Annotated in this window: 12 protein-coding genes; 5 read left to right on the top strand and 7 right to left on the bottom strand. The window is 42.1% G+C overall.

Features of this window, described 5'->3' with window-relative positions:
* Window positions 1-124 precede the first annotated feature (124 nt).
* The 3 genes from DBK98_RS14005 to DBK98_RS13995 are packed head-to-tail and all read left to right on the top strand — an operon-like array spanning window position 125 to window position 7769.
* Entirely contained in the window at window positions 125-1702 is a 1578-nt protein-coding gene (locus DBK98_RS14005; protein WP_005805604.1) for a beta-N-acetylhexosaminidase, read from the top strand.
* Window positions 1703-1725: 23 nt separating this feature from the next.
* Window positions 1726-4899 (top strand): exodeoxyribonuclease V subunit beta, encoded by a 3174-nt coding sequence (locus tag DBK98_RS14000; RefSeq protein ID WP_032536031.1) that lies wholly within the window; start codon window positions 1726-1728, stop codon window positions 4897-4899.
* A complete protein-coding gene (locus DBK98_RS13995; protein WP_032536030.1) occupies window positions 4896-7769 on the top strand; it encodes a PD-(D/E)XK nuclease family protein in 2874 nt (957 codons plus the stop codon). The genes DBK98_RS14000 and DBK98_RS13995 overlap by 4 nt, the downstream gene beginning before the upstream one ends.
* A 140-nt stretch (window positions 7770-7909) precedes the next feature.
* Here DBK98_RS13995 and DBK98_RS13990 read toward each other — a convergent pair whose 3' ends face one another.
* From DBK98_RS13990 to DBK98_RS13980, 3 genes are all read right to left on the bottom strand, one after another.
* Complete coding sequence (locus DBK98_RS13990; RefSeq protein ID WP_032536028.1) at window positions 7910-9037, bottom strand: response regulator; 1128 nt, start codon at window positions 9035-9037, stop codon at window positions 7910-7912.
* Between the two features lie 34 nt (window positions 9038-9071).
* Window positions 9072-10010 carry a UDP-glucuronic acid decarboxylase family protein gene (locus tag DBK98_RS13985; protein WP_005777113.1) on the bottom strand — a complete coding sequence of 313 codons (939 nt, stop codon included), beginning with the start codon at window positions 10008-10010 and terminating at the stop codon, window positions 9072-9074.
* A 139-nt stretch (window positions 10011-10149) separates the two neighbouring features.
* The gene (locus DBK98_RS13980) at window positions 10150-10467 is read right to left on the bottom strand and encodes a hypothetical protein (protein ID WP_005805595.1); all 318 of its coding nucleotides are present in this window, start codon (window positions 10465-10467) and stop codon (window positions 10150-10152) included.
* 243 nt (window positions 10468-10710) lie between these two features.
* On the opposite strand from DBK98_RS13980, the gene DBK98_RS13975 reads away from it, so the two are divergent.
* Entirely contained in the window at window positions 10711-11670 is a 960-nt protein-coding gene (locus DBK98_RS13975; protein ID WP_032530215.1) for a hypothetical protein, read from the top strand.
* Window positions 11671-11918: 248 nt separating this feature from the next.
* The gene (locus DBK98_RS13970) at window positions 11919-12878 is read left to right on the top strand and encodes a hypothetical protein (RefSeq protein WP_032530214.1); all 960 of its coding nucleotides are present in this window, start codon (window positions 11919-11921) and stop codon (window positions 12876-12878) included.
* Window positions 12879-12992: 114 nt separating this feature from the next.
* Here the strand turns inward: DBK98_RS13970 and DBK98_RS13965 are convergent, their stop codons facing one another.
* The 4 genes from DBK98_RS13965 to DBK98_RS13950 are packed head-to-tail and all read right to left on the bottom strand — an operon-like array spanning window position 12993 to window position 17648.
* Window positions 12993-13973, bottom strand: a complete 981-nt coding sequence (locus DBK98_RS13965; RefSeq protein WP_005777106.1) for a FimB/Mfa2 family fimbrial subunit — start codon at window positions 13971-13973, stop codon at window positions 12993-12995.
* Between the two features lie 33 nt (window positions 13974-14006).
* Entirely contained in the window at window positions 14007-15566 is a 1560-nt protein-coding gene (locus DBK98_RS13960; protein ID WP_005805588.1) for an Mfa1 family fimbria major subunit, read from the bottom strand.
* Window positions 15567-15604: 38 nt separating this feature from the next.
* Window positions 15605-17056: a DUF3868 domain-containing protein gene (locus tag DBK98_RS13955; RefSeq protein ID WP_005805586.1), complete on the bottom strand. Its 1452-nt coding sequence runs from the start codon at window positions 17054-17056 to the stop codon at window positions 15605-15607.
* A gap of 25 nt (window positions 17057-17081) precedes the next feature.
* Window positions 17082-17648 carry a DUF3575 domain-containing protein gene (locus tag DBK98_RS13950; RefSeq protein ID WP_005805584.1) on the bottom strand — a complete coding sequence of 189 codons (567 nt, stop codon included), beginning with the start codon at window positions 17646-17648 and terminating at the stop codon, window positions 17082-17084.
* Window positions 17649-17868: the final 220 nt, after the last annotated feature.

Raw genomic sequence — 17868 nt, 5'->3', positions numbered from 1 at the left:
CATTTTTATGCAAGTTTTCGATTAAAAAGAAAGTTCAGTTCTCCCCTCTTTCTGTGCTGAAGTGTCCGTTTTCTCGTACAATAATCGTATATTTGCCGCGAAACTAATTAAATAAATTAATCCCATGAAAAACTATTTAGGACTGATTTTCCTTCTTTTTGCCTTTACGGCAATTGCACAAAACAATCGTTCGGCCCTGTTGCCTATGCCCAATCATATAGAGCAACTGCAAAGTAAACCTTTTAGCCTGACAGGCAAAAATATCTCTATTCATCCAGAGCAACCGGAACTTAAGTTTGCGGCTACCACCCTGCAAGCCATCCTGAAAGATCGGATGCAAATAAATATCCCTCTTTCCGGTTCACGGCAATCAGCCATCCGGTTAACTATTGATCCGCAACTAAACGGGAAAGAACATTATAAACTCAAAATAGATCAGAAAGGAATTACCATTAGCGGAGCCAGTGCAGCAGCTGTCTTCTATGGGGTAATGACGGTTGATCAAATACTTTTAGGAGATGTATGTACCACCAATCGGAAAGAAATGGCTGCAGTCAGCATTGATGACGCTCCACGCTTTGAATATCGGGCTTTAATGCTCGATCCTGCCCGGCATTTTTTGCCGGTAGAAGATGTAAAATTCTACATTGACCAAATGGTACGATACAAATACAATGTGCTTCAACTCCACCTGACAGATGATCAGGGATGGAGAATGGAGATCAAAAAGCACCCGAAGCTTACAGCCGGACAACCTTTTTATACTCAGGAAGAACTAACCGATCTGATTCATTATGCAGCTGAACGCCATATTGAAATAATCCCGGAACTGGACATTCCCGGGCATACGGTTGCTGTATTAGCCGCTTATCCGGAATTGGGATGTACACATACCGATACCATTGAAAAGAATGTGGGTAAAACAGTAGATTTAATGCTTTGCGCCAATAATGAAAAGGTATACACGGTATACAAAGACATTATTGACGAAGTAAGTGCTCTCTTCCCTTCACGCTATATCCATTTGGGAGGCGACGAGGCAGTAATAGAAAAAAACTGGACCAAATGCGAACGCTGCCAAAAGATGATGAAAGAACTGAAATATGAAAAAGCATCTCAGTTAATGATTCCTTTCTTCGACCGAATGCTCAGTTTTGTACGGGCAGATGGAAAACAGCCGATCCTTTGGTGCGAACTGGATAATATTCGTATGCCTGCCAATGACTATCTGTTTCCTTACCCCAAAGATGTGACACTCGTAAGCTGGAGATACGGATTGACACCTACTTGCCAGGAGCTGACCCGACAGCACGGCAACCCTCTGATCATGGCACCGGGAGAATTTGCATATCTCGATTATCCCCAGTTTAAAGGTGATCTTCCGGAATTCAACAATTGGGGAATGCCTGTCACAACGCTCGAAACTTGTTATCAATTTGACCCGGGATACGGAAGACCTGCATCCGAACAAGCACATATTCTGGGCGTAATGGGAACGCTTTGGGGAGAAGCAATAAAAGATATCAACCGGGTAACGTACATGACCTATCCTCGCGGACTGGCATTGGCAGAAGCCGGATGGACCCAAATGGAACATCGCAGCTGGGACTCTTTCAAAGAACGGTTATATCCGAACCTGACCAATTTAATGAAAAACGGTGTTTCAGTGCGCGTGCCGTTTGAAATAGTAAAAAGAAAATAATTATTATCCAACATAAACTGTGAATGAGCGAACTTATTGTCTATAAAGCCTCTGCCGGTTCCGGGAAAACATTCACCCTGGCCGCTGAGTATATCAAGTTGCTAATACAAAACCCGCGTGCCTACCGCCAGATATTGGCAGTGACTTTCACCAATAAAGCTACTGCCGAAATGAAGGAACGTATTCTCAGTCAGCTATATGGAATACATATAGCTGACCCGGACTCGGATGCGTACTTAAAACGCATCATCGCTGAGACAGGCCGTTCGGAAGATGAAATACGAAAAACAGCTGGCATAGCTTTGAGCTACATGCTCCATGATTACAGCCGGTTTCGTGTCGAAACCATCGATTCCTTTTTCCAATCCGTCATGCGTAATCTGGCCCGCGAACTTGAGCTGAGTCCCAACCTGAATATCGAGCTGAATAATATTGAAGTATTAAGTGATGCCGTAGACAGTATGATTGAAAAATTGGGCCCTAATTCACCGGTATTGGCATGGCTACTTGATTACATAAACGAACGCATTGCTGATGACAAACGCTGGAATGTTTCGGATGAGATTAAAAATTTCGGACGCAATATTTTTGATGAAGGGTATATTGAAAAAGGTGACGGTCTCCGTCAACGTCTTCGCGACCCGAATGTAATCCGCGAGTATCGCAAGACATTAAAAGAGATGGAAACAGCCGCTCTTGAACAAATGAAAGATTTCGCTCAGCAGTTTGAAAATGTACTTTCCAGCCAATCGCTAAAGCCAACTGATTTAAAAAACGGTGCTAAAGGGATAGGAAGCTACTTTAATAAGCTCAGGAATGGTATATTAGGGGACGAAATAGCGAATACAACCGTAGTAAAATGTCTGGAGGACGAAACAAACTGGGCTGCCAAAACTTCCAGATACTATACTGACATCATCGTATTAGCCTCCTCCATCTTAATGCCGCTTCTGCAAGATGCTGAGCAACATCGCTCACGCAATAACCGGATTGTAAACAGTTGCCGGCTCTCAATGCAACATTTAAACAAAGTACAACTATTGGCTAATATTGATGAAGAGGTACGTCAACTAAATCGTGAAAACAATCGCTTTCTCCTTTCAGACACCAATGCTCTGCTCCATCAACTGGTAAAAGACGGAGACTCTTCTTTTGTGTTTGAGAAAATCGGAACAAACATCCGTAATGTGATGATTGACGAATTTCAGGATACCAGCCGGATGCAATGGGATAACTTTAAACTGTTGCTTCTTGAAGGCCTCTCACAAGGAGCGGACAGCTTGATCGTTGGTGACGTCAAGCAATCTATATATCGCTGGCGAAACGGTGATTGGGGCATCCTGAACGGATTGAACAAACGCCTTGGATACTTTTCCATCCGTACAGAAACACTGAAGACCAACCGACGAAGTGAAACCAACATCATACGGTTCAACAACAGTATCTTTACGGCTGCTGTAGATTATCTGAACGAAATACACAATAAGCAATTGGGAAGCATTTGTGAGCCTTTAATTAATGCATATGCTGATGTGGAGCAAGAATCCCCCCGGAACGAACAAAAAGGATACGTTAAAGTCGAGTTTCTCGAATCAGATGAAAAACACGATTATACCGAACAAACCCTTATCAGCCTCGGAACGGAAGTAGAACATCTGATACAATCGGGTATAAAGCTGAACGATATCGCCATTTTGGTAAGAAAGAATAAAAGTATCCCCCGCATTGCCGATTACTTTGACAAACAACTGCATTATAAGGTTGTGTCTGACGAAGCCTTCCGGCTCGACGCTTCACTTGCCATCTGCATGATGCTGGATGCCCTGCGCTATCTTTCCGATCCGGAAAATCGGATTGTAAAAGCTCAACTTGCAACTAACTATCAGTTACAAGTACTTCATACCGAAAACAATCTTAATTCACTGCTCTTCCATAAGGCTGAAGAACTATTGCCTTCTGCTTTTCTGGAAAGGATGGCAGAACTCCGTCTGATGCCTCTCTACGAACTACTGGAAGAACTTTTCAACCTCTTTGAGCTGCACCGCATCAAGCAGCAGGATGCTTATTTATTTGCTTTCTTTGATGCAGTGACCGATTATCTTCAAAGCCACTCTTCAGATACGGACAGCTTTATCCGATACTGGAACGAAACTTTATCTGGTAAAACAATACCAAGCGGTGAAGTAGAAGGCATACGTATCTTCTCCATCCATAAGTCCAAAGGGTTGGAATTTCATACAGTACTTCTCCCCTTCTGCGACTGGAAAATGGAAAATGAAACAAATAATCAACTCGTTTGGTGCGTACCCCAAGAGTCTCCTTTCAACGAGTTAGATATTGTACCGGTAAACTATTCTTCTGCGATGGCAGAATCGGTATACCGGAATGACTACTTGCACGAGCGCTTGCAACTTTGGGTAGACAACCTGAACCTGCTCTATGTAGCATTTACCCGTGCGGGCAAGAACCTGATTATCTGGAGTCGGAAAGGACAAAGAAACACAATGTCTGAGTTATTGGCCGGAGCATTACCGCAAGCAGCCTGTAAGTTGGAGCAAGAATGGGACGAGGAGCAAGTATATGAGTTTGGTGACCTCTGCCCGTCCGAAGATGAAAAAATGGTCGATTCAGGCAACAAGCTTACACGCAAACCCAAGAAACTTCCGGTTAGCATGGAATCCATGCATCCGGATATTGAGTTCCGGCAATCAAACCGTTCAGCCGATTTCATAAAAGGACTTTCTGAAGAAGAATCGGATGACCGCTTCATAAATCATGGACAATTATTGCATACACTGTTTTCTGCCATTGAAACGAAAGAAGATATAGAATCTGCCATCCAAAAACTGGTATTCGAAGGTGTTATCGGCAGCAAAGAGACAGAAGGGGAAATACGTACTTTGACCATGAAAGCCTTCTCTCTGCCTGAAGTACAGGAATGGTATTCCGGCGAGTGGAAATTGTTTAACGAATGCGCCATCATCTACAAAGATAAAGGAGTATTGCAAACCAGGCGCCCTGACCGAGTGATGATGAAAGACGGGCAAGTCGTCGTAGTGGATTTTAAGTTTGGTAAAGAAAATAAGAAGTACAACAAACAGGTGAAAGGATACATGCAACTCCTCTCCCGAATGGGATATAAAAACATCACAGGCTATCTGTGGTATGTGGAAGAAGAAATAATTGAAAAAGTATGAAAACATTTCTCCAGTTGGTCGCACAGGACCTCTATAGCAAGATAGGGAACGATCTGTCACGTACAGCTATCGTTTTCCCAAATAAACGTGCCAGCCTGTTCTTTAACGAGCATTTAGCCAACCAATCCGATCAACCACTTTGGTCACCTGCTTATGTAAGCATCAGCGAACTGTTCCAACAGCTTTCAGTCTTGAAGTTAGGAGATCCGATTCGTCTGGTATGTGAACTCTACAAGGTATTCCGTGAAGAAACGAAAAGCGAAGAATCACTTGACGATTTCTACTTCTGGGGTGAGCTACTGATAAGCGACTTCGATGACGTGGACAAAAATATGGTTGATGCCGACAAGCTATTTACCAATCTTCAGGACCTGAAAAACGTCATGGACGATTACAACTTTCTCGACGAAGAGCAAGAACAAGCGATCCAACAGTTTTTCCTGAATTTCTCTATTGAAAAGCGAACACTGTTAAAGGAGAAATTTATCTCACTTTGGGATAAATTGGGTAATATATATCGTCAGTACCGAAGGAATCTGGAAGAATCAGGACTTGCATATGAAGGTATGCTCTACCGGAACGTCATTGAACACCTTGAGCCTGAATCATTGAAGTACGATCGTTACGTATTTGTCGGCTTCAATGTACTGAACAAAGTAGAGACCCACTTCTTCCGGCAATTGCAGAGTACGGGAAAGGCCCTGTTCTATTGGGACTACGATGTATTTTATACTCAACTTCCTTCACAACACAAACAACGCCACGAAGCCGGAGAATTTATAAATCGTAATCTCAAACTGTTCCCCAACGAGCTTCCGGCCGAATTGTTTGATGAATTGAGAAAACCCAAGAAGGTCCGTTTTATCTCTTCACCCACCGAAAACGCTCAGGCCCGTTATCTGCCCGAATGGATCAGGAAGAACCTGAGTAGTGAAGAAAAAGAAAATGCTGTCGTTCTATGTAATGAAGCCTTACTCCTTCCTGTCTTGCATTCCATCCCGGAAGAAGTAAGGAACGTTAATATCACCATGGGATTTCCACTGGCACAAACACCGGTATATAGCTTTATCAATGCCATACTCGAACTGCAAACCAGCGGATACCGTACAGAATCAGGAAGATACACTTATGAGGCCGTACAAACTATATTAAAACATCCGTATACCCGTCGTCTTTCGGACAATGCCGAACCATTGCAACGGGAACTCACTAAAACCAACCGCTTTTATCCTTTTCCTTCCGAATTAAAGAAAGACAGGTTTCTGGATTTATTATTCACTCCCCGTAATGGCATTCGGGAGCTCTGTATTTACATAACGGAATTACTGAAAGAGGTATCTATTCTATACCGTCATGAGCAGGAGAATGATGATATTTTCAACCAACTGTACCGTGAATCTCTTTTTAAGAGTTTCACTCTGGTAAACAGGTTACTCAACTTGATTGACAACGGTGAACTGCAAGTGCGTATAGAAACTCTGAAACGCCTGCTGAACAAAATATTAAATGCCGCCAATATCCCCTTCCATGGTGAACCGGCCATAGGAATGCAGATAATGGGAGTTTTGGAAACACGCAATCTTGATTTTCGTAATCTGCTCCTCCTCTCGCTTAATGAAGGACAGTTACCTAAATCGGGAGGCGAATCATCGTTTATTCCATATAACCTACGTAAGGCTTTCGGCATGACTACCATTGAACACAAGAATGCAGTTTATGCCTATTATTTCTATCGCCTGATCCAGCGGGCAGAAAATATCACCCTGATGTATAACACTTCATCGGATGGACTAAACCGGGGAGAATGGTCACGCTTTATGCTACAGTTCCTGATCGAATGGTCACATGAAATCAGCCGTGAATATCTGGAAGCAGGCCAATCACCACAAAACAGCCGGGACATCCGTATCACAAAAACACCGGAAATCATTGATCGTTTATACCAGACCTACGATTTCTCACATAACGCCGATGCCTTGATGCTTTCTCCATCTGCACTGAATACATATCTCGACTGTCGACTGAAGTTTTATTTCCGTTACGTGGCACGTCTCAAGGCCCCCGATGAGGTCAGTGCAGAGATTGATTCCGCTCTGTTCGGAACTATCTTCCACCGTTCGGCTCAATTAGCCTATCTGGACCTGACAGCCCACAAGCAAGAAATACACAAAGAAGATATTGAACGTTTGTTGCGCGATAATGTCCGTCTGCAAAATTATGTCGATACAGCCTTCAAAGAAGAATTTTTTCACGTTCCTCTTGACGAAAAGCCCGAGTATAACGGAGTACAGTTAATAAACTCAAAGGTTATCACTTCCTATCTCCGCCAGTTGTTACGTAACGATCTGCAATATGCTCCTTTCCGAATGATAGGTATGGAACAGAAAGTAACGGAAGATATCCAGATAGAAGGCCCCAAAGGAATGTTATCATTAAAGATCGGAGGTACGATTGACCGTATGGATAGTAAAGAAGGTACACTTCGGATTGTGGACTACAAAACCGGAGGAAGCCCCAAAGTGCCGGCGAATGTGGAGCAACTATTCACACCTGCCGAAGGGCGTCCCAACTATATTTTCCAAACCTTCCTTTATGCCGCCATCATGGCACGCCAACAAACATTAAAGGTGGCTCCTTCTCTATTATATATCCATCGGGCAGCTTCCGAAAGCTACTCTCCTGTAATTGAAATGGGAGAAGCACGCAAACCCAAACTACCTGTCGATGATTTTTCTGTTTATGAAAAAGAGTTCCGCGAACGACTATTGGCACTACTTGAGGAAATATACAACGACCAAGAGGAGTTCACCCAAACCGAGGATCTAAAGAAATGCGAATATTGCGATTTTAAAGCTATGTGTAAACGATAAAAAGCTCCCACTGGTATAATCACACGAATGAATCAGACAAAATAAAATGGTGCAGACTTATTTTTAGAAATATAGTCTGCACCATTTTTATCTACTTGAATAGTCTGATTCTCAAACGATCCACCCAAACTGCTGAAGCCTTATTTTTTCAGTGGAATAGAAAAATAGAAAGTTGAGCCTTCACCCTTAACAGAAGTAAACCACAACTTACCTCCATTCTTCACTACGAAATCCTGGCACAACAGCAAACCAAGTCCCGAACCTTCTTCATTATTAGTCCCGAAAGTACTGAAGTGTGTATCGGTGTGCAATAGTTTCTTCTGACTTTCTTCATCAATACCACATCCGCTATCCTTCACACTAACGATTGACATTCCATCCATATCTTCTAGTTTTATAAGGATCTCAGAACCTTCATTACTGAATTTGATAGCATTGCTTATTAAATTGCGTATAACTGTTTTTATCATATCAATATCAGCATATACAGCCTGATGTTCCGGTGCTTCAATACGCAAATGAATATTCTTCAAACCGGCCACCATTGAGAAAATCTCTCCAACTCCCTCCACAACTTCAACCATGTCAATATCCTGATATACAACTTTAAGTTTACCTATCTGACTTTTTGTCCACTTCAACAAGTTGTCCAACAGAGAAAATACATCTTCAGTAGTCTGATTAGCCATGGTCAGCAGTTCGTACATGTCTTCACCTATTTTTTCTTTGGGCAAACTCAAGATCAGCATATTAAGTACCATCTTAATAGATCCCATAGGCGAACGAAGATCATGAGCTATAACCGAATAGAGCTTATCACGCCCGATAATAGTCTTTTTAAGCTCCTCCGTTTTAGCTTCAATAATACGTTTGGCTGCTACTAAAGAAATTTGGTGTGTGACACGGATTATCAACTCTTCCTTATTAAAAGGTTTAGATATAAAGTCATTGCCACCTACCTGAAAACCTTTCACTATATCGGCAGTGCTATTCAGTGCTGTCAAAAAGATAATTGGAATATGAGCTGCTTCGGGATCAGCCTTTAATTTCTGAGAGACTTCAAAACCGCTCATGTCCGGCATCATCACATCCAACAATATCAAATCCGGATTCTCTTTTTTCACTTGATCCAGTGCCTGGATTCCATTACAGGCTGTCACTATGTTAAACTTCTCATTGGTCAACAATACTTTCAGCAAAAGGACATTTGACATTACATCGTCTACAATGAGAATTTTATATTCCGAGGGATTAATTTCCATATTCATCTTTATGTAGCTTTAATCTTGAGTTCTTATTTTATTATAACGTGTACTTCTTTTTAAAATAATCAATCATACGATCCAGACCTTCATCCAACAAAATTGTAGGCTGCCATCCCAGCTTTTCCTGTGCCAAACTAATATCAGGCTTACGCTGTTGAGGATCGTCATGAGGCAAAGGTTTGAAAGTTATCTTTGACTTCGACCCGGTTTTCCGGATAATCATCTCTGCCAACTGAAGCATGGAAAATTCATTGGGATTACCAAGATTTATAGGTCCCGTAAAATCATCATCCGTATTCATCATCCGAATCATACCTTCGACCAAGTCATCTATATACTGAAAGCTACGGGTTTGCTCACCGGTCCCATAGATAGTTATATCATCGTTCTTCAACGCCTGAATGACGAAATTAGAAACCACTCTCCCATCATGGGGCAGCATCCGTGGACCGTATGTATTGAAAATACGAACAATTTTAATACGTACGTTATTCTGGCGGTGATAATCCATAAAAAGGGTCTCAGAGCAGCGTTTCCCTTCATCATAACAAGAACGGATACCTATCGGATTGACATTTCCCCAATAAGATTCCGGTTGCGGATGTACCTCCGGATCACCATATACTTCACTGGTCGAAGCCTGCAGAATTTTAGCATTAAGCCTTCTGGCTAATCCTAACATATTGATAGCTCCCATCACCGATGTTTTAATGGTCTGAATAGCGTCGTACTGATAATGTATGGGAGAAGCCGGACAGGCAAGATTGTATATTTCGTCTACTTCAGCACTATATGGGAATGTTATATCATGACGTACCACTTCAAAATGGTGATTATCCATTAAATGGATAATATTTTCTTTTGATCCGGTAAAAAAATTATCCAGACAAATGACGTCGTGTCCCTCGTTGATTAGCCGAGTACAGAGATGTGAGCCAATAAACCCGGCACCTCCGCTAACTAAGATTCTTTTCATGTAATTATTTTATAATGACAGAGGGCAAACGTGCGCCCTCTATCATTTAGATCTGCACAAATGTAAACGATTTGATTAAAATATGCAAGTTTTCCGAACACATATTTTTAATAAAAAGCCGCCAATTCTAAAAATTCATTTATACTCCGAACGTGCTGCGCCAGCTTTCAAATTCCGCTTTTTTTTCTTCCGGAATGCTGATTTCCATTTCATCTGCTCGACCCGTCTGTACCAATGTGTGTTCAACAAACTTCTCAATCATGGCATTACTCAGCATAACACACTTCAGTACAATCTCATATGCATGATAAATACGATCAAAAGCATTGAACTGCGAATACAAAAAACAAAGATGACGCGCCGAATTATCGTGTGCACTCCAACAATCTCCTTCCTTATACAAAAAAATACGGCTTTTATTGTCTATTTCTCTAAATAATACTTTTTCTAAATCCATAATAATCATTTTTAGGGGTTTAACATAAAAACGGAACTTCCGACTCGGTGTATACAAAGCTACATCAGGATCAGAAGATATTCGTGACCGATAGAATGTTTCTGTTTCAGAAATGCTTTCTCTCTATCTACATTAAGCGGTATCAACTCACTTATTATGCAAATAGAGGCTGCAAATGAAAAAATAGTTGCGAATACCGAAACAAGCCAGGGTGCAAATATGTTAAACAAAGAAACAAAGGCTATGATAATAAACGAATTAAATACAGGCTTAATAGAAGCCGCAAAAGAAAAAGTTCCGGCCGGAGCCAATCTGGCAAATACATTGATGGATATCTTATATATAGGTAAAGAAGCTATCTATCGCCGCCTGCGTGGAGAAGTACCATTTACACTGGCAGAAGCTGCTGTCATTTCAAGAAAATTAGGAATATCGCTCGACAAAATGATTGGTGTGAGTTTCAGCAATAACGCAGTATTCGATCTTAATGTAGTACACCATAGTAACACATTCGAGACTTACCATGACATCCTCACAAGATATGTCAATGCATTCGACAGTATCCGTGAAGACCCTACAACAGAAATGGCAACGTCATCGAATATTTTGCCTCAGGCACTATATCTCAAGCATGATATTCTTTCGAAATTCCGTTTGTTTAAGTGGATGTATCAGAACGAAAATATCAGATGTAAACACTTTGACGAACTGGAGATTCCACACAAAATATATGATGCCCAAAAAGACTTCGTCAACATGACACAGCAGATGAGAACTACAGATTACATCTGGGATAATACCGTTTTTGAACATGTTGTGAGAGACATACAGTTCTTCTCGGAAATCCATCTGATATCTGAAAAAGATAAAGAAATGATAAAAGATGATTTACTACTTCTGACGGAAGAATTGGAGGAACTCGCCGGGAAAGGTAAATACGAAACCGGCAATGATGTACGCATCTATATTTCGAATATTAAGTTTGACGCCACTTACAGTTATGTGGCAACCAGCAACAGTCACATCAGCATGATACGTATATATTCTATCAATGCCATTACTACCCAGGATGACGGCATGTTCCGCAGTTTGAAAGAATGGGTGCAATCACTCAAGAAATTCTCAACACAAATATCCGAAAGCGGAGAGATGCAACGTATACGCTTCTTTAAAGAACAGCGTGAAATAATAAACACCCTGTAACTTTCTTAAAACGAAAAACGAAACAATTGGGGAGAATAGTGACAATTATCGAAAACAGGTGGCATTGCCATCTGTTTTTTTTCATTCCCAACCTGTCTTTCCGACAATTATTTCCCAATCAGAAATACCCTCTTTTTTCCACACATGATATGCCACACAAAAGTTCGGGTTACTTACTCTATATTTGTATATGCCACAAGCTATTACAATTATTACAATATTATTAATCAATAACCCAAATGGCAGTTATGAAAAATTATATCGTTAACGAGCTTATTGCAGCAATGAAAGAGCGGATTCCCCGGGGAATAAATCTGGCTAACTATCTGACAGATGCGCTATGCATGGGAAAAGAAGCTGTATACCGAAGATTACGGGGAGAAGTAGCCTTCACTTTCGACGAGGTTGCACTGGTTTCATGTAAACTGGGGATATCAATCGACCAGATTATTGGGAACCACCAGTCAAACCGGGTGACTTTCGACCTGAACTTACTGCATTCACCCGATCCCCTGGAGAGTTATTATGAAATTATAGAGCGTTATCTTCGCATCTTCAATTATGTAAAGGACGACAGTAGTACGAAGATATATACGGCTTCCAATGTGATCCCTTTTACTCTTTATTCTTCGTATGAATACCTATCGAAGTTCCGTTTATGCAGATGGATTTATCAGAACGGGAAAATACGTACTCCTAACAACTTGTCGGGTATGCAAATACCCGTCAAAGCGGTAAATGCCCACAAGTTATTGAGTGAAGCAGTTAAGGCGTGCAGAAAGACTTGTTTCATATGGGATAGTAACGTATTCTACTCGTTCGTGAAAGAAATGAAATACTTTGCCGGATTAAATCTGATCTCGGAAACAGACCTGATGCATTTAAAAAACGAACTGGTACTGCTGCTGCATGAATTGGAACAAATATCCGCAAAAGGAGAATTCGGTAACGGAAACAAAGTGGCCATTTACTTATCGAATATCGACTTTGAGGCAACCTATAGCTATATAGAAAAGAAAGATTTCCAGATCAGTCTCCTCCGGGTATATTCCATTAATTCGATGGATTCTCAGAGCCCACGAATTTGCGGGATACAAAAAGATTGGATACAATCGTTAAAAAGGCACTCTACACTGATCTCAGAGAGCGGAGAGGCACAAAGAATCAGCTTTCTTGAACAGCAAAAAAGTTTTATCGACACATTATAAGCTTACCCGACGAAGATATGCATAAAAAAGATGGCTACGCCCTTTAGTATATAGGGTGTAGCCATCCCGACGTTTGGGTGTAGCCATCCGCCCCAGATGGCTACACCCTCCCACCTAAACTCCATCGACCTCTTGTTTCCGAATCAACCAACCGTTGATCTGCACATCCACACTAATATAGTTTCCATTGCTATCCATGCCCTTAAAGAACAAAATGATACCATGCTTATCAGCACGATCCAGATATTCCTGCAGAGGTAAATCAGAATATTGCTGAAGCCTCAACGCGTTGAGATACTTATTCAGAGAGATGTCAAGAATCACATTGCCCGATGGCTTATGTGTAATAACCAATCTGTTTTCTTTGTCAGTCATCAGTCGCAATGTGTTCAGTTCGGCTATAGCTCCGGTTTCAGAATCGTTTTCGGTATGGTAAGTAGTATATTCTACTTTCTCGTCCGTTTCATCTCCCAAAAGGCCGTTTTCATGATCGTACCTTCCATTGGGTGAAACGATCCGAAAATCATAATCATCCACATCAATGTTGCTATCATCAAGCATTTGCATGATAATGCGAAATTTTTTCGTATTTTTCAGCAACGAGACAGTAGTGACATCATTATTATATTGCGGAGACACTTCTGCCTGCTTGCCATGCCATAGCAGATGGAGTTCCCTATCGACCACTCCCCCACCACTCCGGGTTTTCAAGTTATTGACGCTGACCTCCAGATCCGCCAGTGTAGATACTCCGGGAGTGAGTGCAACCTTATCATACGACTCGCCGTACAATCCGGACCAAGCAACAAAAATATACTTCTTGCCTGCCATGGATTGAGGTAAAGTCATCAGATAATCCGGTGCAAAAGCACCGGATTTTTCTTCAAGTTCTGTCACAAATACGCCTTTTTCATCGAATACATACAAGTTCATCTTGGTTGCCTGCTTATGAAACAGGTCTATGTATTCCAGGTTGTAGTCGTATACAAAGCGGACATAAGAGTTGCAATCTTCATCCATCCCGTCTCTGACGCAGGAAGCACATAGCAGAAGGCAGCAACATGCAACCTGTATGTATCCGATAAATCTGTTCATAGCTACTTCAGTTTAGTTTAAATAAGAAAGAATTTATAAAAGTTCCTCTACATTCTGATTACGGATATACCACCGCATAATGTTGACATCTGCCGAGATCCAAGAGGTATCTTCATCATCCGGATCTGTTCCCGGAGGATTGATCACCGGCTGTCCCGGACCAATAATCTTATTGATGCTAAGTTGGTAAACGTTATTACGCACTACGCCATAACGTCCATATCCCATCAGTACGGGTACCATATTATTGGAGAAATGGCGAATCAGGACAGTATAATAGCACACTCCTTCATAGTAGAAATTAAGGCCACCCACCGAAAATGAAGCCGTAGGCGAGTTAAACGCATTCGGATTCCATGCCAGTACATCGTTGATAGCCTGTTCCAATCCGGCGTCACGCAATTCCTGAGGAATCAGGTTCCTGTCATTCACCATGTCTCTCATGGCTTCTACTCTGATAGCATTACCTTTGAAATAGTAGAAGCTGATGCCACCACTGTTACGAGTTGCCACCGATCCAAAGCCATTCGGTGTATAAGTACCACTGATCACTACGCGGGTAGTAACGTCATGGCGCTGTTCAACAGCTTCCATTGTATTTTCCAGAGTATAATCATAATCATCAAAATCCTTCGTCAACTCCGGAGTTCCGGACAGGTATTCAAATTGCCCGGCAGGATTTCCACCATTCCATGCACTGAATCCGGTAAAGTTCGGGTCCTCGGCATATCGTTCTTCCCTGTATCCGCTATTGAGCTGTTCCATTTCGCCCGGCACACCACCCGAATTAGCGATAAAAGTCATTTTACGCATCCAATAAGTATACTGGTTGGTTACATCCAGCCCCCATTTCAAATTATCAATCCGGTCTCCGTGCGGCACTACTTCAGGCACCCCACTAACAACCACTTTTGCTACTGCACGCTCTACTTCTACCCTCACCGGATTTTCCTCAGCCATCCGCTGATTATCCTTCAGCTCTACTTCAGGAACAAAAATAAGATCCTGATGATTGGTCATATAAAAGTTATTGTCTGCGGCAATACCATAAGGCTGTATCAACGACTCTTTTGTCATGTTGGCAGCACGTGATAAATAACTTCTGGGATTTCCTTGTTCGGTTATTTCCAGTAATTCGCCGGGAGGATTGATCAGAATAAGCAATTCATAGTCCTGCTTCACCACTTCACGCCCCACCGTCACAAAACGGCTCACTGTAGGAGTAGCCGAAGGCACGTCTTCTCCTCTGACTACATCTCCTCCGGTAAATTCATTCACTCCATCAGTAGATACATTCAGGTCCCAAGAGTATCGCACCGTATTATTCTTGGTTTCATACAGCACCATGCGTACATGATTTACCACCTGTTCTTCTGTACGTCCCGAGGTTGTCGGGTCGACTGCCACCCGGGTACCGGCCAACGAACCGGTAGATAAGCGCATGGAGAGAAACGCTTTCTCCGTTGGTTCCGGCACTTCTTTACCGGGACTGCCGCCAGGGTCAAAATTCTCTTCATCGCTACAAGATACCATCATCATCATTCCGGCTCCGATTGCGAGGCCGAACATTAGTTTTTTCCATTCTACTTTCATAGTTCTACAATTGTTTAATTAATAAATACATTTATTGGTCACTCCTGGGTTTTTAGCCAAGCCGCTAACTGCCCCATATTGTATACTGCCGTTTGTATACCGGCATTTATTGCTTTCTCCAGATATTCTCCTCCTTTCCCATATTCCTGTTTCATCAGGTAGGCCACTCCTAAATTATTCCACGCTTCGGGCATATCCAGCTTTTGGAGACGAATAATAGCAGCATCTACAGCACCCTTCTCCAATTCGAGTGCCGCCGTATTAAGCTGTGCTATCGGATCATCGGGATAAATACGAGCAGCTATGTCGAACACTTCTTTAAACTCCTTGCTATCCTTGGGATAGGTATCGGCTACAAGAAACATCTCATTCAGACTGAGATACCGGGGTTTTGTTTTAATCAGTTCTTTTGCTTCATCTACATTGAAAGCACGTGCCACATAGGCAATGGTATATTCGTTACGACGCAAAGGCGGATAATAGTCTTGCAATAGCATTCGGTAGGTAACGCCCCCATTCAAAGCCTGCAACCGATTCTTTCGCCGGGTAATATCAGTCTCCCCATCGATAAGAGCGAGTATAACCTCTTTATCATTCAGGCGAGAAGCTGCGACTTCATTACGCAGACCTGTCCAGTCTTCTCCCTTCCAATCAACGGTTAACAAAGACCTGTCAACTCCCCCACGATTCCGCAAATAACCGACCAACGCCAATGCCCGATTTTCCGACAACTTCATGTTACGATTGTAATTGCCCTCAGGTGATGCATAGCCTGTAACCTTAAATTCCGTTACAGTCAGGTTGGAGTCATTATGTATCTCATGGACAATCCGATCTACTTCACCAAGTACATTGGCATTATTCTTATAATTGCGTAACAAAACGTGTTTATCTACTTCGAAATTCAGACGGGCCGTATACGTCTCGCTACGTTGCTTCAACGGTTCCACCGGTGGAGTTACATAGCTCAATTCATACCGGGGCGTAAACACTTCGTCAAATACCGATGTCATGACAATATGCTCATCCCGCCCGACAGCACAATCGGCACAACCGGTCACTTTTTCATGGAAAACAAATCTTGACTGCCGCATCCATTCATCATATGGTAACCTGAGATGGATATCCACCATCTGGGGCATTCCGTTTTTCCGTTTTTCGACAAGCATAGGAAGCGTATCAAAATCAGCAGAGCCAAAAGCCAAAGCTCGTTTCAGGGCCCGATATCGCTTGGGGCCGGCAATCACTACAGGAGCAAACTGTTTCTGTTCCCCGCCTCCGGCAGATTGCAGAATCGGTGTAAGTACAACCATTTGCTGACTACCCAACTTCACGGTTTCCAAATCAAGGGATACATCCAGATTCAACTCCCCTCCCTTCCGGACTACATGATGCTGTCCAAAAACGATATGACCTTGATAAGTATTTTGCGCTTGAATACCCATGCTATAAAGGACAAAACCCAATATCAGAAAATAAAACCTTTTCATATCTTTCATTTTAAAAAAATTCAACTTAGCGAATAAAATAGACTAAAGAGAGAGCTGCTTTAGTAGGACCTACATAATTTTTATGTCCACTCTTTATTTTAGGGCTACAGTTCACACAACGATATTTATCGTATACCCAATGAGCATATCCCACTCCGACCGAGGCTTCCAGGTTCCAACGCTTACTCAGCACCCACTGATGTCCCACACTGACGCCTCCTCCATAGAAATACCCTTCATAACGATGATCTTTGAGTGAAGGAAACATCTTAAAAGGCAAATGGATACCGGCCACGCTAAATTCACCCCCATGCAGGTGTAGTCCCCAGAAGGTCCCATTGAAACGTTCGCAGGTCCAGTAACGAAATTCCGGCTGTACCAGCCAATGCTTGAAACGCTTATTACCTCCAAACGTAAACGGATTGTAACCGCCATACAGATCGAGTGTGGTTTTCTTGCCCAGCCCTATCTCCAATGCCAGATTCGGTGTAGTGGTAGCATCATACAGAAGGTTGTTTTTCAGAGCGACATGCTGTGCACTTATGGCTACTGAAATCGATATTGCGGCTCCAAACAGAATTAGCTTTTTCATACTCGTTTCTTCTATTATATATACTGACTAAAAAACTTGCTCAAAATGAACATGACAAATATCGCGGAATTGTATCATTCCGGGAATTGTATTCATTTCTCTTATAGAAGAAAAAAGAATAATAAAAATTCTAATAATGAGGCTTTAACGAAAGGAAGTTGCTAAATGTAAAAAAGGGAGGGGAAAGTTCTGCGTAGTTTCGCTTTCCGCAAACAAAACA

This window comes from Bacteroides sp. PHL 2737 (genome assembly GCF_004115325.2).
In the GTDB taxonomy this organism is placed as follows: domain Bacteria; phylum Bacteroidota; class Bacteroidia; order Bacteroidales; family Bacteroidaceae; genus Bacteroides; species Bacteroides hominis.
This window is presented reverse-complemented; position numbering and strand designations above follow the sequence as displayed.

Excerpts from the sequence above, each read along its gene's own strand:
- DBK98_RS14005 (WP_005805604.1), top strand. The coding sequence starts at position 125 with ATGAAAAACTATTTAGGACTGATTTTCCTTCTTTTTGCCTTTACGGCA.
- DBK98_RS14000 (WP_032536031.1), top strand. The coding sequence starts at position 1,726 with ATGAGCGAACTTATTGTCTATAAAGCCTCTGCCGGTTCCGGGAAAACA.
- DBK98_RS13995 (WP_032536030.1), top strand. The coding sequence starts at position 4,896 with ATGAAAACATTTCTCCAGTTGGTCGCACAGGACCTCTATAGCAAGATA.
- DBK98_RS13990 (WP_032536028.1), bottom strand. The coding sequence starts at position 9,037 with ATGAATATGGAAATTAATCCCTCGGAATATAAAATTCTCATTGTAGAC.
- DBK98_RS13985 (WP_005777113.1), bottom strand. The coding sequence starts at position 10,010 with ATGAAAAGAATCTTAGTTAGCGGAGGTGCCGGGTTTATTGGCTCACAT.
- DBK98_RS13980 (WP_005805595.1), bottom strand. The coding sequence starts at position 10,467 with ATGGATTTAGAAAAAGTATTATTTAGAGAAATAGACAATAAAAGCCGT.
- DBK98_RS13975 (WP_032530215.1), top strand. The coding sequence starts at position 10,711 with ATGATAATAAACGAATTAAATACAGGCTTAATAGAAGCCGCAAAAGAA.
- DBK98_RS13970 (WP_032530214.1), top strand. The coding sequence starts at position 11,919 with ATGAAAAATTATATCGTTAACGAGCTTATTGCAGCAATGAAAGAGCGG.
- DBK98_RS13965 (WP_005777106.1), bottom strand. The coding sequence starts at position 13,973 with ATGAACAGATTTATCGGATACATACAGGTTGCATGTTGCTGCCTTCTG.
- DBK98_RS13960 (WP_005805588.1), bottom strand. The coding sequence starts at position 15,566 with ATGAAAGTAGAATGGAAAAAACTAATGTTCGGCCTCGCAATCGGAGCC.
- DBK98_RS13955 (WP_005805586.1), bottom strand. The coding sequence starts at position 17,056 with ATGAAAAGGTTTTATTTTCTGATATTGGGTTTTGTCCTTTATAGCATG.
- DBK98_RS13950 (WP_005805584.1), bottom strand. The coding sequence starts at position 17,648 with ATGAAAAAGCTAATTCTGTTTGGAGCCGCAATATCGATTTCAGTAGCC.